Annotated in this window: 16 protein-coding genes; 1 reads left to right on the top strand and 15 read right to left on the bottom strand. The window is 41.9% G+C overall.

The window, feature by feature from the left end:
- Window positions 1-107: 107 nt before the first annotated feature.
- The 11 genes from R8806_RS02080 to R8806_RS02030 form a co-directional block, all read right to left on the bottom strand.
- On the bottom strand, window positions 108-1,382 hold the full coding sequence (locus R8806_RS02080) for a hypothetical protein (RefSeq protein ID WP_124316391.1): 1,275 nt from the start codon (window positions 1,380-1,382) through the stop codon (window positions 108-110).
- A gap of 29 nt (window positions 1,383-1,411) precedes the next feature.
- Entirely contained in the window at window positions 1,412-1,612 is a 201-nt protein-coding gene (locus R8806_RS02075) for a hypothetical protein (RefSeq protein ID WP_124316392.1), read from the bottom strand.
- A gap of 26 nt (window positions 1,613-1,638) precedes the next feature.
- The gene (locus tag R8806_RS02070) at window positions 1,639-3,009 is read right to left on the bottom strand and encodes a RagB/SusD family nutrient uptake outer membrane protein (protein ID WP_124316393.1); all 1,371 of its coding nucleotides are present in this window, start codon (window positions 3,007-3,009) and stop codon (window positions 1,639-1,641) included.
- A gap of 33 nt (window positions 3,010-3,042) precedes the next feature.
- Window positions 3,043-6,699, bottom strand: a complete 3,657-nt coding sequence (locus R8806_RS02065; protein WP_317715756.1) for a SusC/RagA family TonB-linked outer membrane protein — start codon at window positions 6,697-6,699, stop codon at window positions 3,043-3,045.
- A 195-nt stretch (window positions 6,700-6,894) separates the two neighbouring features.
- On the bottom strand, window positions 6,895-8,085 hold the full coding sequence (locus R8806_RS02060; protein ID WP_151411438.1) for a FecR family protein: 1,191 nt from the start codon (window positions 8,083-8,085) through the stop codon (window positions 6,895-6,897).
- A 67-nt stretch (window positions 8,086-8,152) separates the two neighbouring features.
- Window positions 8,153-8,686 carry an RNA polymerase sigma factor gene (locus R8806_RS02055; protein WP_087420604.1) on the bottom strand — a complete coding sequence of 178 codons (534 nt, stop codon included), beginning with the start codon at window positions 8,684-8,686 and terminating at the stop codon, window positions 8,153-8,155.
- A 119-nt stretch (window positions 8,687-8,805) separates the two neighbouring features.
- Window positions 8,806-9,468, bottom strand: coding sequence for an HD domain-containing protein (locus R8806_RS02050; RefSeq protein ID WP_087419859.1), 663 nt, complete (start codon window positions 9,466-9,468; stop codon window positions 8,806-8,808).
- Window positions 9,469-9,481: 13 nt separating this feature from the next.
- The gene (locus tag R8806_RS02045) at window positions 9,482-9,844 is read right to left on the bottom strand and encodes an arsenate reductase family protein (RefSeq protein WP_164719590.1); all 363 of its coding nucleotides are present in this window, start codon (window positions 9,842-9,844) and stop codon (window positions 9,482-9,484) included.
- On the bottom strand, window positions 9,844-11,004 hold the full coding sequence (gene pncB, locus R8806_RS02040) for a nicotinate phosphoribosyltransferase (protein ID WP_124316322.1): 1,161 nt from the start codon (window positions 11,002-11,004) through the stop codon (window positions 9,844-9,846). The genes R8806_RS02045 and pncB overlap by 1 nt, the downstream gene beginning before the upstream one ends.
- 12 nt (window positions 11,005-11,016) lie before the next feature.
- A complete protein-coding gene (locus tag R8806_RS02035) occupies window positions 11,017-11,799 on the bottom strand; it encodes an isochorismatase family protein (RefSeq protein WP_124316323.1) in 783 nt (260 codons plus the stop codon).
- 4 nt (window positions 11,800-11,803) lie between these two features.
- Window positions 11,804-12,400 (bottom strand): uracil-DNA glycosylase family protein, encoded by a 597-nt coding sequence (locus R8806_RS02030; protein WP_124316324.1) that lies wholly within the window; start codon window positions 12,398-12,400, stop codon window positions 11,804-11,806.
- Window positions 12,401-12,625: 225 nt separating this feature from the next.
- On the opposite strand from R8806_RS02030, the gene R8806_RS02025 reads away from it, so the two are divergent.
- Window positions 12,626-14,041: an ATP-binding protein gene (locus tag R8806_RS02025; protein WP_183312855.1), complete on the top strand. Its 1,416-nt coding sequence runs from the start codon at window positions 12,626-12,628 to the stop codon at window positions 14,039-14,041.
- A 13-nt stretch (window positions 14,042-14,054) separates the two neighbouring features.
- Here R8806_RS02025 and R8806_RS02020 read toward each other — a convergent pair whose 3' ends face one another.
- The 4 genes from R8806_RS02020 to R8806_RS02005 form a co-directional block, all read right to left on the bottom strand.
- A complete protein-coding gene (locus R8806_RS02020) occupies window positions 14,055-14,750 on the bottom strand; it encodes an SIMPL domain-containing protein (RefSeq protein WP_124316326.1) in 696 nt (231 codons plus the stop codon).
- 17 nt (window positions 14,751-14,767) lie between these two features.
- Window positions 14,768-15,343, bottom strand: a complete 576-nt coding sequence (locus tag R8806_RS02015; protein WP_124316327.1) for a flavin reductase family protein — start codon at window positions 15,341-15,343, stop codon at window positions 14,768-14,770.
- Between the two features lie 51 nt (window positions 15,344-15,394).
- Window positions 15,395-16,585: a TlpA disulfide reductase family protein gene (locus R8806_RS02010; RefSeq protein WP_124316328.1), complete on the bottom strand. Its 1,191-nt coding sequence runs from the start codon at window positions 16,583-16,585 to the stop codon at window positions 15,395-15,397.
- Window positions 16,586-16,677: 92 nt separating this feature from the next.
- Window positions 16,678-18,987 carry a Gldg family protein gene (locus R8806_RS02005; RefSeq protein ID WP_124316329.1) on the bottom strand — a complete coding sequence of 770 codons (2,310 nt, stop codon included), beginning with the start codon at window positions 18,985-18,987 and terminating at the stop codon, window positions 16,678-16,680.

Below are 18,987 nucleotides of genomic sequence, written 5' to 3'. Positions count from 1 at the left end.
AAAGTGACAGGCGGCCTTCGGTAGCCAGAGCAGCCATGAACAAAACTTCCCGTAGAGAGTTCATAAACTTTATAAACCTTACAAACTTTATGAACCTTATAAACTCATTATTCAACTTTCGTGAAACGGAACACCAGTGGATATAACTCCCTCATAGGATACTCTTTAGGTTCTCCATAACTTGGATGAGTTTCATCATAGTATGTCCCTGTCAAGAAATCTGTCGGCTCATAATCAATTACCCGGAATTCAAGCACATTACCTTTACTCAACAAGCGTACAAGTACAATCGCTTTTCTTTCTGTTATACTCGTCACCGAATAATTCACATTTGCTTTACTCAATTCCAAAGTAACCACGTCCCGTTTAACTCCATAGGCATCTTGATCCCATAGCTGTTCCGGAGCCTCTCCGACATACACGACCTCACAATTCCGAAGGTATCTAGCCAAGTCTCCCTGTACACCATCCACATTTAACGTGTTTGTAGCACCCGCCGCAAAAACAATTTTATCCGTAGATAAATTATTTACCGGAAGATTATCACAGTCTGTAGGATGTCCCCATACCATTCCCTTAATAAAATCTCCACTGATAAACGTCGGTGAAACCCACGTTCCTACAAAGTCCTCATACAAAGTCGGTCCATTCACATTAACCGTAACGGAAGCATTCGTCCCTCCCTCAAAAAGTCCACCTTCAACCAAACGAATAATCACCTTGTCCTTACCGGCCTCTTTCTTCAAGAAACGAATCGTCACGTCGGCCGTTGCCTTCATGATACCCAGTACCAATTCCCGACCACCACCAACAATCTCGTAATGTTCGCCTTCTACCGCCGTAGATGCCGGGTCTATTTCAAAAGGCACCCGAACTTCATCCCGTTTATACATATAATCAACCCCTTTCACGGTTAACCCCATCGAAACAACAATTTCACTTTTCAAATCCATCGTGGTTTGTGAAAAAGAACAAGTAAAAATATCTTTCGTTTCCACCGGGATAATCGCCCAACGATTATTCCATAAACGATAATTTGGAACTTCCTGTAAACTCAAACGAATCTCCCGTTGTCCGATCACGTTTTCCTTCGGGGTCACCCAAATCGTATCGATCACATCACCGGGATGAAGTATAAACTCGTTGGCAGAAATCGTGTAATCTTCATCCAACACGGCAGTACCGTCGATCGAGAAAGGAACTCTCACTTCTTCCGTCACCGGTTCCGAAACCATTAATTCTACGGCCAGTGGTTCTGCCGCTTTCAGTATATAAATAGAGCGTCCGAAACTCAACTTCGGATCACTATTATCATCATCCGAGCAAGCCGACATAAGACTTAGCCCTATCAATAACGAGAAAACAAATAAAATCTTTCGCATAACTATATCTTTTTATTCGTTCAAACTCCTTAATTTCCAATCGCTTCTTGGTAAGCATCTCTTTTAGCCTGAATAATATCCCGTTCAGCATTTGTCAAACGACTAGGTGCTGGTAGTACAAATTCAGTCTTCATATCCACCAATCGAGGGGGTGTATCGTCAACATCATCACAGCTTGCAAATAATAACACGAATAACCCCAATCCTAACATATATTTTAATGTTCTCATTTTCATTCTGATTTAAATACAACACATTAATAAGTTTCATATCCCGGATTCTGTATTAACCCGGAGTTCAATGCTATATCTTCCTTCGGTATAGGGAACGTGTACAGGAATTTAGCCGTAACATATTTCACCCCGCTATGCCCACACCATCTTTCCGGTCGCCCGTTCCGTTTCAACTCGTACCAACGATCACCTTCCAAATAAAGCTCCTTCCGTCGTTCATTCAATATTGCAGCCATCAAAGGTGTCAGAGGTTTCCCTTCTGCATCCACTTGGACTAACGCGGCGGGATCGACAGCCGGTAAATTTGATTCCGTGTATGGAGTATATCCGGTAATCCGGTTCTCTCGCAGATGATTTAAATACTTCAAACCATTCTCCGTATCTCCGGAATGAACGTAACTCTCAGCCATGATCAGACACATTTCCGCCGTTCGCAAGGAGGTCTTTAACATTTTGGTGTTCACAAATTCCGTGTTAAAAGAAAAGGTATAACGTATGTCCCGTTCCTTCTCTACAAACAAATTCACAAACTCCAAAGATAATGGACGCCCTTTCGTCTTCTGCATATCGGTGTACACGTATCCTTCTGATTTGGATATTCCGGAACGTATCAACACGTTTCCTAACTGTTTCACCTCACTTTGAATCATCTCCTTATAGGCTTCCCCGCTAATTAACGGATACTTATCCAACACTTCTTTAGCCATACTTGCCGCCAATGCCCACTCTTGCATCCAGAAATATACTCTCGCCAAATACGCTTTAGAAACATCCACGTAAAAACGATAATGCTCGTCAGTCTGGTTCAGACTAATTGCTTGCTTCAAATCTTCAACAATAAAATCAGCTGTTTCCTTCAAATCCGAACGTTCAGGCTTCCCTTCCATATCAAACTCTTTCACGATAGGTACCCCTAACATCTCAGTTGCATTACTCTTGTCATACGGTTCACAATAATTGCGCATCAAAGTGTAGTAGCACACGGCACGAATCGTGTGAGCCGTTGCCAATAACTTTTTACCGAACTCCGTATCACGCTCTTTCAACTCCCCGATCACGATATTACAATCACGAATAACCTCGTACAACGATTTAAAACGGAACGACAAACTACTAATATCACTCCCCACGTAAATCGGCAAATCCAACTTGGTTGTCAAATCCGCATCCCAGTTATCGGTATAAGCCTCGTAAGAAGCAGCCGTCGAAGGAGCTCCGAAAAAAGCATACTCTCCAGCCCCGTCAATACTGTATAAATGCCTATGTAGTAAGGCTGAAAACTCCTCTGCCGTTTCCGGAATAACCTCTCCCTTATTTTTCACGTCCAAATATTCCGTACAAGAAAGATTGCAGAAAAGGAGCGAGATGATAATATATAAACTTGACTTTCTCATATCCTTAAAATTTAAATATCCTATTTCTTTCATTTAAAATCCCACGTTTATTCCTAACGTTATAGAGCGGGTGATCGGGTAAGTCGTACCCGGTGTTTCCGGATCAATACCGGAATAATTCGTAAACGTGATGAAATTATTCATGGTAAAAGAGAACCCTACCGTATTCAATCCCAAAGATTTCACGATATGTTGTGGTAGATCGTAGAACAACGAAATATTCTTTATTCTCAGAAAAGAAACATTTTCCAGATAGACCCCCTTCGTGATTTCTTGTGAATGCACGTTGTATTGATCCAATAATAATCGCTCTCCCATAAAATCTATTATTCTTGGATACTTTACCCCGGTTCCCTTTTCCTCTGTCCAACGATTCACCATATCTTTCGAAACATTCAAATGATTACGGTACAGATCACTATACACGGTCTGAGGGGTTTCTCCCGTCCGGTTAGAGGTGATTATCTCGTAGCTTGCCGGAGAATTCACCATGTTCAGCAATTTTGCCCCCGAAGAAACAACACCACCAACATTCAAACGTAAATTCCTATAAGAAAAATCCACGTTAAAACCACCAGTAACCGGAGAAACAGAAGTTCCTAAATAATACCGGTAATTATCCACGGCCTGTAAATCCGTCCCTTTATAAATCTGAGCATCCGGTCTCAGCTCATACGTGTACACACCATCACGCGCATCAATTCCCGTGTAACGTCCGGCAAAAACAGACTCCAATGGAAAACCTTCATATCGTCCGTCCGTTATTACACGCTTTTTGCTATACTTCGACAAAATATTACGGTTCCATGCTATGTTTCCGGCTAGAGTGAATTTAAAATCCTTACCATTCAATACTTTCACCCGCAAGGTTCCTTCTATTCCTTTATTTTTTATCTCTGAAGTATTAAATCCCTGTCCGGAAAATCCGGTTGTAGACAAAACATCTACTGTTGACACGACATCGGAACTCTTCCGATAATACGCCTCAACCAACCCACTGACTCTTTCGTCGAATAACCCGAAATCCAATGCAATCTTCATGTCTTTTGTCTTTTCCCAACGCACTTTAGGATTAGGAGCGGCACTAATATTCCCCGTTCTCAATCCATCCCAATAAGTTGTCGAGTAATTCAACACCAGATCTTTATTGACAGATTTCACAACATTCCCGGTATATCCCATGGCAGCTCGTAATGTCAAACGGCTCACGATAGGATACAAACCATGCATAAACCGTTCCTCATCCAAATGCCATGCAAGCCCTAAGGACCAAGTCGGATTAAACTGTTCGTCACTACCAAAATTATTCGAACCATCTGTCCGGAAGGTAACACTCAACAAATAACGCTTCAAATAGCTATAATCCAAAGAAGCATAGAATGAAGCAAAACGACTTTCAGAACTCACTTCTCCGGACAACTGGTCAATCAAATCAGCATAACGTTTCACATCTTCCACTTGAGGATTCGGATGCACCGGCATAGCCGAATTACCCGTCACGTCATCATACCCGAAACGCTTCGCATAAGTCCGATCGCTCTTATCCCCCCTCAACTCGGCTCCTCCCAACAAAGTTACCTGATGAGCATCCCCGAACACATCCCGATATTCCAATTGTCCCCGAACATTGTAGCTTGAACCATCTGATGAAGTCTGCGTGATAGAACCATAAGGAATCCACTCGCTATTATTCTCATCAAAATAAAGTCTATCTAAAAAAGCGGCATAAGTATCCCGTCCTTTTACATCATCTACCTTATTGTTATAATACGTGTATGATACCAATCCTGAAATTCTCAGTTTTTCTATGATATCATAACCAAGATTCATCCGCACGGAAGCACTTGTATTATCAGCCGAACTCGATGTTTCCTTCATCTCCCGCATAATATTAAACCCGCTAGGAGGCTGTACCCCATCACTCAAATTACCATCATTAATACCTGCCAGATTGAAATAAGTCCGATCTGACCGATAACTCCCGTCCGGGTTATATAATGTTTCGTAAGGATTTGCAAAATAGGCATATTCAAAAGGACTTACCGTCATAGAATAGCTATCTGATTTTTGTTTTGATAAATCGATACCAAAACCGAGATTCAAACGATCAGATGGATTCAAATCAACCTTTGCATTCAGGTTATAACGTTGATAATCTGTTTCTTTTACTAATCCTCGATCATCCGTAACCCCCAAAGAAACATAATAGGTATATTGATTCGATCCCCCGGAAAAAGAAAGATGATGATTCATCGAGAAGGAATTACGAAACAACACGTCAAACCAATCCGTCGAATGTTTTGCCAAATTTGCAATATAAGCATCCTGTTCTTCCTTGCTCATTGGCACAAAATCATCCTCGTGCCAAAGTTTATCGTCTTTACCAAGTTTCTCCGACCGGAGCATTCCTACAATACCAACCACCGGACTATGTATTTTCTTCCGTGGATCCGTTTGCGCTTGATTATACACGAAAGATTCCGAAGAAAATTCATCCCATAATTCCTGTTCCCAAGCCATTTTCTCGGAAGAATTCATTAACCCCGGATTTCGTTGCGGTTTTAGTCCAATAGAAAGAGTGGTCGAATAGTTGACCCTCATCTTTCCCGCTTTTCCTTTCTTTGTCGTAATCACAATCACACCTCCCGCAGCCCTTGATCCGTAAATTGCTGCAGCTGAAGCATCTTTTAATATCGTCACGTTCTCAATATCATTCGGATTAATTCCGGCTATTCCTGTAACAAAAATCTCGTTCAGATTACCCGATTTAATCTGCCCCGTCGAGATATTCGGAACGTTCTGTTGCAAAGGGACGCCATCCACCACCCATAAAGGTTCCGCATCCCCACTGATTGTGTTCGTTCCTCGTATTCTGACCTTGGCAGCCTCTCCCGGACGACCGGAAATTGCCATTACACTCACCCCGGCAACCTGTCCTTGTAATAACATGTCAACAGTCGGCGTCGCTTTGTTAGCAAAAACCTCTTGCCCCAAACTAGCTGTTGACCCCGTTGAACTACGAGTTGTTGTCTGCCCGTATCCCGTAATAACGACCTCATCCAATTGTCCAACCTTCTCTTTCATTACCACCCGAATCTGTTTCTTAAAATCAATTACTTTGACTTCCCGTGTCTCCATTCCTACAAACGAAAACAATAAAAACACCTCTTTTTGTTCTGGGATAGCCATTTGAAATCTTCCCGTGACATCCGTGGTTACACCCACGTAAGTACCTTTCAACAGGACAGTTACTCCCGCTATCGGCACGGAATCTTGATCCATTACCAAACCACTCAAGGTCACCTTTTTCACCTCTTGCTTGGCCGGACGATCCGGACGTATAATCACCACGTGATCCTCGATCTCGTAAGAAAATCCTGTTCCTTTCAGGCACTTGTCCAAAACCTCCCGGATAGACGCATCTTTCACATCTAGAGACTTCACCCGTACATCTTGAATGTCATCCAGATTATATACAAACGTGTAATCACTACTTTCCCGAATCTGGGAAAAGATATTGGTCAGACTAATATCATTCCCTTTCAACGTTAATTTTAACTCTTGCGAGTAAACACTTGCCGATAAAGCAGTGTTTTGCAAGAACAAGCACACGCATAGCAACTTCACGATTAACAATTTTCTCCACAACTTAAATCTCCTCAAGCTGTTGGGGTTGTCATTTTTTTTCATACTTTTGCTTTTAGGTTTCACATTTCATTTAATGATGAGCTTAGTAGGCAGGTAATGGGGCTACATTACCTGCTTGCATCATTTTAAAGTTACATTACAATTTTTCGAATTCGATTATGCTAGTAAATTTTGACAAAAGTAACCTTTGAAATCTGTTCTCTAAATCCCCTATTATAGGGATTTTCTTTCCAAAGTTCACTCTAGCAAATCGTAGGCTTCCATCCATTTACGGATATAAATACTTTTTCCTTGAATTAGAAACTTTACTTTTTGTGTCTTTTCAATTTTAGTTAGTAAATCCTGAATATTATTATAGCGTTTCATTTCAACCGAATATCTCAACTGTTTCAATGCCTCATCATTAAAAATTATATTAACATCATACCATTGTGACAAACGCTCGGCAATCGTCTCCAAAGCCGCATTTTCGAAATAAAACACACCATCTTTCCATAACGTGAAATTCCTTGCATCCACCTCTCTCATCAAAATCTTTCCGGTCTCCGTGATCACCTCGGCCTGTCGGTCCGGTACCATAAGTACCGATTCATCCTTATATGTCAAGCAAACTTTACCCTCGACAAGAGTTGTAACCGTACGTCCCCGATAAGTCATCACATTAAAACTTGTTCCCACCACTTTTATATCCGACCCGTTCGCCAACACGTGAAAAGGTTTCCCCTCATCCTTTGCTACTTCAAAATAAGCCTCCCCTTCAATCTCCACGCTTCGCCTATCCCCGACAAACGTAACAGGAAAGCGCAACTCGGAATCGGAATTCAACCACACCTTCGTCCCATCCGACAATTCCAGCATATACTCTCCCCCGCGAGGTACAACCAACGTGTTGTACTCCTCCACCTTCGGGGTACTCGCTTCTTCTTCTATTGCCCGGTAAACAATTTTCTTTCCCGTCGCAACTACTTTTACCCCGGGTAAATCCAATTTCATATCTTCTTTTTGTTCCAATTTCAAGAATCTCCCGTCAGCCATAATTAACTGGGCTCTTCCTGTCCCCGGAACAATTTCCACATTGTCAGCAATCATGACTTCCGGGGATTTCCACTCGGAAGACACGAAATACCCGCACACCAATAAAGGCATCACCATAATAGCCGCACATCGGCCTATTCTTCTCCAAATAACATACTTTCTGAAATGAACACGCTCAAATTTCCGCCACTCATTCTTTACTGTTTGTTTTTCTTTCTCCCTACGCTCGTTTTCCGTCATGATATATGTCCGGATTTCATCATATTCTTTCGCATGGGCAGGGCTTTCTACACGCCATTGCTCCAACCGGGCTTGATTCTCTTTCATAATCACCCCGGCAAACTCTTCCGCAATCCAATGAGCAATTTTAAAACGTCTTCTTAGCAAATTCATACGATTTAAATTTAGCGTTTATTAAGAAGACGATTGAGAAAAAAAAGTGGGTGAGTGTAAAAATAAATTATTTATCGACTAAAACGAACAAAATCATCAAAAGATCCTTTGACAGCAAGGTTCTCAACGTCACGTAAGCACTCTTTTTCAATGATTTAATTGTATTCACGGAAACACCTAGCCGTTCTGCCACTTCCGTGTTGTTAAATCCTTTCAAGTTCAATAAAATGATCGAACGTGTCTGTGAAGGTAGCTTATCAACAGCATCGTACAATATTCGGGACACCTCCTGTTGAGTAACCTCCTTCAAAAAATCATATTCTTCGGGATCTTCCTCGTTTACCCGATTCTGGTACTGATTTTCTATTTTTTGATGCTTACAATGATCCAGATAGATACGACGGGCTACGGTGTACAAGAAAGCTTTGGCATTCTCTTCCGTCTCGAACTCACCCCGATGCTCGAACACTCTCACAAATGCTTCCTGCGTGAAATCTCTTGACAATTCACGCTCTCCCGTGTAGCGTTGCATCAACGTGTAAACGGGAATAAAAAAAGTCTCGAAGAAAGCCTTAAACTCTTTATGCGATACGATAGCCATAATGAAAAGCATTGTTCTTTCGCAAATATAAACATTTTATAATAATATTCCACACGACCACAATTGCTTATTCCGTTACTTCGCTCGCAAAAAGTTTTGAAAAATATCACAAGGTTTATTTACAACAACCTTTGACCATTAATCACCAGTTCAAAACTGATATTCAAAAACTCGGCAGCCTTCCGACTTAACATCATCCGCCCCAAAAAGATTTCGAAATAATCCATCACGGCCGAAATAGAAGTATCAATCTTCAAATCCAAAATAATAGCCGAATGATCTTCATTAAAATAAATCTTGGATTCTTCCACGGCATAATTCACCCGGTCATGAATATCAAAACTCGCAAAATCCTGATTACGCACCCGACTTCTCCGTACATCCGTTTTGTCAGCCAAAATCAAGGCGGCAGCTATCGGATTCACGGCAGCAGCCGTACTCTCGTCATGATTACCGATAGCGCTGATGACCATTGCAATCTCCGCCGGGTCCATCCCCATCCGGTCCAGCAATCGGAATGCCATTACCGCACCACTCTGTGCATGGTCAATCCGGTTCACGATATTGCCAATATCGTGCATATACCCGGCAATCTTGGCCAGTTCGGCCGTCCGCTTCGGGTAATTCAAAGTTAATAAAATCATCTCCGCCATCGTCGCCGCTTTCACCACGTGGGGGAATGAATGTTCTGTATATCCTAAAGCGGACAAGGCCTTGTCGGCCTCCGTGATATAACACTTTATACTCTCGTCATTTCGTATATCCTCGTACGTAACTAACATAAAAAACTACCTATTATTTTAACAATACTTTTTCCCACTCTTCCGGCTTGAATCCCACCAACACGAAATCCTCCCCGATGACCAAAGGACGTTTCACCAACTTCCCGTCAGACGCCAATAACTCCAATTGTTCCTCCTCGCTCATCCCGTCCAGTTTCTCTCTCAACTGCATGGATTTATACAACAACCCGCTCGTGTTAAAGAACTTCCGCAACGGCAAACCACTTCTCTCGAACCATATTTTCAACTCCTCCCGTGTCGGGCGTTCTTCCACGATATGCCGATTCGTGTAATCCACCTTTTGCTCGTCTAACCACTTTTTCGTCTTCCGGCAAGTACCACACGCCGGGTACTCCAAAAATAAATATCCTTTCATTATTTTAATCTTAACATTCTCAAACATAAATCGACCTCGTCCGGGTAACCCGTATGTTTTCCCTCTACATCCGACAATTTCACGGCAGGCAAAAACACCTCGCTCCCTTTCGGACGACATTCAAATAACTTGATTACCATATTTAATGGTGTGACCCCCACATCATTCGTGAGATACGTTCCGATTCCATACACGTCATGCAGACGTCCGTTCACGAAAGCCTTGATCTTTTTCACTCCCTCCAGATCCAATGCATCACTGTACACGATCGTCTTACTTTTCGGGTCCACCCGATGTTTCCGGTAATGCTCCAATGCTTTCTCCGTGAATTCAAAAGGATCACCACTATCCCAACGTAAACCATCAAACAACTTGGCATACTTCGTGTCAAAACTATTAAAGAAATCATCGGAAGTATACGTGTCAGTCAAGGCTATACCCAAATAACCGTCATAAACATCCACCCAATTTTCCAACGCCAAGGCATTTGCCGACCGATAACCGAAATGCGCCCCGTGATACATGAACCATTCGTGGGGATGAGTACCCATCGGAATCAAGTCGTATTTCATGGCAAAATAAACATTACTTGTCCCGTTCAACAAGCCCTTCATATTCTCTTTCAATATGCCGATCACTCGATCCTGCACGTCAAAGGAGTATCTTCTCCGGGTACCGAATTCGGAAATTTCCGCTTTTATATCCGCGAAGGCTCTTGCTTTCTCCGTTGCATTCCGTTCCAAATCACGGGCAACCTGTCCCGTCATCCGAAAATACAATTCGGAGATCATCGCCATTAAAGGAACTTCCCACAACACGGTCCGGTACCACAAGCCCCGAATTTCCACGTCTAGCTTTCCTCCCTCCTGACTCACCTTCACCTCAGCAGGATTAAAACGAAAACCTTTCAAAAGGTCGAAAAACACCGAATCAAAATAATAACATTTTGCTCGCATAAACTTCTCGTTTTCCTTTGAAAGTACCACTCCCGCCATAGCCTCCACCTCTTTTTTCAAAGCATCAGCAAAACCGGGAGGGAAACTCGTATTTCCCCTGTTCACGAAACGATAAACCACTTCCGAATCCGGAAACTTCTTTTGTATGGCATTCATTGCCGTGAACTTATACAAATCATTATCCAAAAAATCATGGATGATCATATTACCCCCTTTTTATGAAAACAATAAAGATTCCGACGTCTCAAAACGAGCCCCCATTCGGGCGGCCTTCTCGTAAATTGGAATAGCTAAATCCTCGCATCCCAAAATATTACCCATACAATCTTCCAGTATTACCAGTCGCTGAACTACCTCAGGATAATCAAACAACTGCCTCAACGTGTTTGCCACACAGTGACTTTTTGCCTCTCCGGCCAACCAGATCACGTCATACGACTCTAGCTCGTCCTTCAGTTTCATATTAAACTTTGTATCAGCAGCATAATCCAAAGGAATATTTGCCCGAAAAGCACCGAAAAACTCGGTTGAAGGATTCAAGCCCTTCTCCACCACCTCGTAATACTTTCCTTCTCTGGCCCAGCACGTCACGGCCTCCATCAACACGGGGGTTATGGCAGCCCCTTCACTCCCGTACAGACAATGTTCCGGCCAAATCATGTGTTTATATTCCTCGTTTTCAATCAATCGACGTAAATAATCAATTACCTCTTCTCTATCCCCGAAAGGAATCCACTCTCCCGACAATACCTCCCACCATGAAATAGTTGTAAAAGGAGCCGGATGCTCTCCCCGCTTGTTCTTCCAATAGGACGGATGAGCGATGTCCATCACATGATGTTCATCTGCCGTGAGAATAATCTTATCAATAACAGTCATTTTCTCCTTGATCAACCGACTTAACCTCTCCACGTCTTTCTCTGCCCCCGGCACGTAAAGCGAACCCGAAGGCAAACAAAAATCATTTTGCATATCCACTACCAACAATACTGTCTTCATCTTCTTACAACATTCCTAAATCATGAAACATCACCCGATATTCTGCCGCTTTATCCTCTAAAGGCTTCGGGTAAGCCCGTGAAGACGAAGGCATCCGGTACAACCGTAAAGCCCTCCCTTTATATCCAAAATCACTGAAACCTCCCACTTTAGGAGCCTCAGCCCCGACCAAGGCCAGCAAAGTATCTGTCGCTTTCTGTCCCGTGGTTACGATTGCCTTACATTCGGGAATTCGTTTCAGCACGGCATCCAAATCCACGGGAGTAACAATCTCCAAAAACTGATCGGACGCATTTCCCCGTTGACGAATCACCTCCATTGCCGTGTCAAACAAGGCAACCCCAGTTTCTTCCAAAAAAGCAACTAACCGTTCCCGGCTAAACGCTTTCTTCCCCTTTTCTAAAAAATAATCTTTATCACCGAAAAATAACACCCCATATATCCTCCACATATCATTTTGCAGATTCGGGTAATAAAACTCCATAGACCACCTCGCTCTTGGCGGTGGAAAACTTCCCAGCATCAACAACTTGGCATTTACCGGCAAGAACGGCTCTAACGGATGCTTTTCTACTTCTATATGTTGATTCTTTATCTCCATTACCAACTTCTACGTTTTCTACAACATTTTTGTTAAAAAATGCCTTTCCTCTTTTTTATTTCCTACAAAGGTAAAAGAGATTATGAATTTCACAACTCATCACGGAAACAATTATTCCGAGCATTTATTAATGAATTTAATTCATACATCTCTCCATTTCTATCAATTTTATAACCAACCTCTTAAAATTTAATCTACCTTTGTAAAGTACCAATAAGAAGGAATATGTGTATCAAAAAGCTAATTGGAGAAACCTCTGAATATGAGAAAAAAGAAATGCTTGAAATCAAAAAGCCCAAAAGTTGGCTAAAAAGTGTTTCAGCCTTTGCTAACGGTATCGGTGGAACACTCATATTTGGTATCTCTGATAGCGATACGATTATAGGACTTTCTGATGCAAAGAGGGATGCTGAAATAATTAGTGAACAAATAAAAACAAAGTTAGACCCGATCCCCGAAGTAAATCTACGTTTCCATGCAACTGAAGATGGAAAAGAACTGATAATCCTTCAAGTTGCACAAGGCAAAGAAACGCCTTACTACTACATAGGTGATGGTAATAGACAAACATTTATCAGAATTGGTAATGAAAGTGTTCCGGCAGATCGTTCCTCTATGAAACGATTGGTATTGAAAGGATGCGGAAGTTCTTTCGATAGCATGTTATCACAATATAAATTTCAAAACATGTCTTTCTCAAAAGTACGTTCGGTATATAAACAACGAACAGGTATTGATTTTGAAGATTCCGACTATGCCTCTTGGGGTATCATCGATGAACATGGTGAACTCACGAATGCAGGAGCCTTACTTGCCGATGAAAGTCCGATTAAACATTCTCGAATATTTTGTACCCGCTGGAACGGATTAGATAAAGCCCCTGGTCTCATGGAGGCTATAGATGATAACGAACTTACCGGAGGATTAGTCAACCTATTGCAACAAGCAACTGACTTTGTCAATAAAAACTCCCGGAAAGCATGGATGAAAACGAGTGATGGAAGAATAGAAATGCCAGATTATCCTGAACGCGCAACCCTTGAAACGATCGTAAATGCCCTAATTCATCGAGATTATTTAGAATATGGTAGTGAAGTACACATAGATATGTTTGACGACAGGATGGAAGTCTATTCTCCGGGAGGTATGCCTGACGGGACAAAAGTTCAAGAAATTGATTTACTAACGATTCCATCCAAACGCCGTAATCCGATCATTGCAGACATCTTCAATCGCTTAAAATACATGGATAGACGAGGGAGTGGATTCAAAAAAATAATTGAAGATTACAAAACATACGAAAGTTTTAGCAATGGACTCGTTCCACAATTTAAATCTGAAACAAATTCTTTCTTTATCACGCTTTGGAATTTAAATTATCCAGCAACAAAAGATGTCACAAAAGATGTCACAAAAGATGTCACAAAAGATGTCACAAAAGATGTCACAAAAGATGTCACAAAAGAACAGAAACAAGTTATTTTGCTAATAAAAGAGAACCCGATAATAACCACAAGCCAAATAGCCAATCAACTTAACCTATCACAACGTCAAATATTAAGACACATCAAAGAATTGACAACTCTTGGTATCATCAAACGTGAAGGAGGTCGTAAAACCGGGTTCTGGGTTATCAAATAAATATCAAAATGCCCTATTTATACCATAACTTAAACCGAACCAGAACAGTCCCCTGTAACTTGATCTTCTCAAAATCCACTCCGGCATCGGCACTTCCCCGACCGGCATCAAGAGCCACGTTCGACATATATTGGGCAGCCATCCCTCCCCAATGCTCTTCCCTGATATAAATAGCCTCTTTTATACTCTGACCGATCGCCGCGGCTAAGCCCGTCGCTTTTTCCTTTGCCACCTTTATCGCATCCTCCTTAACCTCCCGACGCAATTTCTCAATCTGTGAATGATCCACCCGTTCCACTTCGGCCTCCACGCCACCCATCTGTTCCAATCCCGCAAAAACACGATCCAGCGCATTAACATCATGCAACAACAAAACGTACTCTTTTCTCAACTTCATAGCCCCGCTTTTCAATTTATAGCGATTCCCAGCCATATTCCTCACGGCTAAATCCTTCTTCACATCAATCCCTACTTTTTGCAACGTTTGGAACAACTTTTTCTCCTGTTGCTCCAACTCCGTCTTCCCCCTTTGATCCTTTTCCCTCAATATGATTTTCACGTAAATTTCATCCGGGACCACTTCCATCATGGCCGTCCCTGTTACCTCGATATAAGGCTGCTCCAAAAAATCGTTTTCTTTACTTTGAGCCATCCCCAAAGCCAGTGTTCCTAAAAATAACACGAGCAACAAAACTGTCTTTTTCATCATGCGGTAATTTTAAATGATTACTTCTTTTTCCTTTTCTTCTCCACAGACCACCCGAATTTACCAATTTTTTCTCCCAATTCAAAATATCCACCATGCAGATATACCAAAGGATCAGCATTCGCCAACTCAAACTTCCCGCTATCCTTATCCAGATAACGATCGTCCGCCTGCACGTTCACCACGTCGGCAATGAACACGTGATGTGACCCCAAAGGAATGATCTCCTTCACCCGGCACTCGATCGACACCGGCGACTCCTCAATAATCGGGGCCTTCACCACCTCTGCCTTTCCCGGCGTCAACTTCATCTCTTCAAATTTATTATAATCCTTCCCGGAACGTACCCCACACCAATCCGTGGCATACGCCATATCCTTCGTGGTCAAGTTAATCACGAACTCCCCGTTCTTCTGAAGAATCGGGTACGAATATCGTTCCGGCCGCACCGAAATATAACACATCGGTGGATTCGTACACAACGTTCCCACCCATGCTACCGTCAACACGTTATATTCACTCGGTTCACTCCCGCAACTCACCAACACGGCGGGTAAAGGATAAATCATATTTCCCGGTTTCCAGTTATGTTTCATGTCAATCAACTTTATCTGGCAAAGATAAAGCAAAACACCTTTCAAAAAAACTTATTTCAAACACTCCGTGATCTTTTGTTTTAATCTTTCCATCCTCCAGTTTCTTGCGATGATCCGATTATTCTCATCCACTAAAATCGTACAAGGAATTGAAGAAACACCATACATCTTAGCGACCGACTCTTCACCGGAAGAAATCATTCCATGATATTTCCAAACCAACTGATCCTCTGCAATGGCCCTCATCCAATCCTTTACCCTCGTATCCGATGAAATACTAATCACCTCAAAACCTTTTGAATGAAATTCATGATAAAGAGCCATCACGTGAGCATTTTCAACCCGACATGGTCCACAATAAGAGGCCCAAAAATCTATTAACTTCAATTTACTCTTCACTCCATAAAGAGAAAAAGAATCCCCTTCCGGAGTATTCAACATGAAATCAGGAGCAATCTGCCCTTCCGAAGTCGCAACAGCCTGACGGATCATCCACATCTCACCTTCCACCTTAGCCAATCGCTCCTCAAAGCCTCTTTCTTGGAACCATACCTTAGCCTGACCTCCAAGTAAACCATACCTTTCTTTTATCATCTCCCATCCCCTTATCTCCAATTCCAACGAAGGGATCTCAGAACCCAAAGCATAGTCAAATTGGCGTGTACGTAGCTCATAATTCACAATACCCCTGACTATAGCTCCGGCAGAAGCATTCAAATTAGGATTTGCTCCTACTAATTCCGTTTCCTTCGCCTCGTACTCATCTATAAGTTTCAGAAATTGTATTCCTACAGAATCCCGTTCAACCTCTGTAGCCTCCAAATACACCTTAAACAAAAACTCTTTCCCATCCACCAACTGTTTTTCATTCCGATAAAATTCACTCGCTAAAATCCGAGCATCCGTATTCTCAACAATATCACAATGGTCCTTTTGAAAACTCAAATACGCCATGTAATCTTTATTCTCCAAAATAAAATCTTTACTTGTTTTCACCTCATCACTCCACGCTTTCACCACCTCCAAACAAACAACTTTTGCACCATCCACTCTTCCCCTCAACTCGAAACGTCCATTTATCACATCCGCAAAAGCTAAAGTATCCACGCTCCCGTTAGTTCTCGTAAACAACACAATCTTACACTCTTGCGAACCCTCATAAAAGCCAGCAATACGAAAATCTCGTGTACGACAAGCTATCATACTACAAATCAATACAATAAACAAAGCAACCTTTTTCATCTATAAATCATTTAAAAGACACAAAATAGGAGTTGAAATCACAATTTTAAATATTGTGTCCCAACTCCATCCATCAGTCAAAAGCACGCATTTTATTTCCCTTTTCTACGAATCAATACAACAACTCCAAACGCCAAAATCAATGCAGGAAGAATCCACTTCAAAGCGATTGTCATAGCTGAAGCCGCCTCATAACTAAGAGTGAAATTATTATCTATTTTCCCCGGGCGCACCGTATTCACGGGTAACTCCTCGTACGATAGCCAGTCAAACATGGCATCAATCAACACTCTATTTGACGAAGGCAAATTTCGTCTTAAAGCGGACAACTCACCCATACTGAAACAATCGGCATCACCAACCACGATAATTCGTTGATCCCGACCATGACATTCCCGGTTTAAGGCCAGCATGATTGTTTTTACCCCTACCTGCTCTCCCATACATGGATCCAAACAAGGAACTTCATTCACGAAATCAATCGTCTGTCTCTCGTTCCAACAAGCGGAATCCCGACTTATTAACACTGGTATCGTTTTAAACCCTTTATTTTCAACAACCTTCAATGCGGCAGCTCCGGGCATCGTAAAATTATCATCTATCTCACACGACCGCTTAAAGAAACGAGATATTTTTCCAGCCTCCAGTGTCGCACGACACGATAATAAATTGACGGGATAATCATCTTTTGGATGTTGTACCAAAATTCCTTCTTCGAAGTGTACTCCCAACATATCCATAACCGGTTGTAAATACATATCCGTTTTCGGTTTTCCGGCAACAATCAAATTTCGGCCACTCTCGATATATCGTTTCAATGCATCTAACTCTACTTCAGAAAATGGTTCTAAAGGCTCTGCAACAACCAACACGTCCAGACTATCCAATCCACGCTCGTTCCTTCCAAGATAAACCTTCTCTATATCAAACCCTTGATTAATCAATGCCTGTCGATTCGTTTTCTCTGCCATCATATAAGAGTAATCCCGATTACGATCTCCGGAAACAGAACGGGCTCCATGATCAGAAACAAACCCGACCCGGGGTAATTTCATGGCAACACGTTTCAAGGCTGCCGAAATCTCAATTTCAGACGGGAGTTTCCGGGAGTCATAAAATGTCCGTAAAAAAGTCTTTTCCCCATTCTCCCGCTCAATCAAACTGACAAAACGATACCCCTCGTCCGAAAGATCAATCTCCTTTTGAACTTCATCGATTGTCAAAAAACGTCCTAATCTCGCATTTCGAAGTTTTGCTTGATCTTCCACCGCATCCTTCCACGTTTTACCACGAAAATAATAATTAAATGCCCGACTTGTCGTGTCCATGTAATAATAAAATACATATTTCAACTTCATTTCCGGCTTAAAACGAACAAATCGTTCGTAACGGGCCATATCCCTCGTAATCCGTTTATGATTGATACTATAATTCATATCCATCAGATTAACATACGTCGTGATGGTCAACCCGCCATCCAACTTGGAAACAATATCCTGACTTGCTTGAGTCAGCGTGTTTATCTTGTTAAACGTGGAATCATGATAAAACTTTAACACCGGGCGAGAAGTGAAATAGCCCAACAACATAGCAATCATAAAAACACCCAAATAACGCACTGTCTTATTGAGAAATGAACAACGTTCCCTCTTCAACTGCATCTTCAAAATGGCAAATTCAAGGAACATACAACTCAATATGACAAAATAAAGTACATCCTCGCTACCAATCAACCCCTTGATAAAATTATTCGTCCGGTTTCCAATGGCCAACCAATAAGTAACTTCCCGCACGAAAGCATACTCCTGTCCCACCTCAGATATAACTCCCAAAAATGCAAGCATCACCAACATACCAAGTGCCGCCACGATTTGATAAGTTGTCAAGGTCGACATAAAAAGTCCGAGAGCCGCGTAAAATCCCAACAACAAAAACAATCCCAGTAACCCGGTCAAAACAGCCTGCCATTCAAAAGAATCCACCAACCCCCACGCAATCAACACGTAAAACATCAAAACGCCCATTATAGTCAAGCCGTAAAGCATCATTCCGAGATATTTACCGAGAATGATCTGTCGACTCGAAATAGGAGAAGAAAAAAGTAACTTGATAGATCCCCTGTTAAACTCCTGACTAATCATTCCCATCGTCAACAAAGGCATGATAAAAAATAACATTAATTTCACCGTTTTCCAAATACCTTCATCTCCATAAAAGATCTGTTCCGACATGGCATAAAACATGGCATCCCCGTCAAGTTCCTTGTATTGGGCAACCCCTTCGAAAAACTTCGTGAACATAGACCCCATCATAAATACCAAAATAACAATTAACAACCACGCCACGGGTGAATAAAAAAGATTGGACAACTCTAACCGGGCTATTTTATATATTGCTCTCAT

The sequence above is a fragment of the Butyricimonas faecihominis genome (assembly GCF_033096445.1).
Taxonomy (GTDB): domain Bacteria; phylum Bacteroidota; class Bacteroidia; order Bacteroidales; family Marinifilaceae; genus Butyricimonas; species Butyricimonas faecihominis.
Note: the sequence above shows the minus strand (reverse complement) of the source record. Positions and strands in the feature narration are given on the sequence as shown.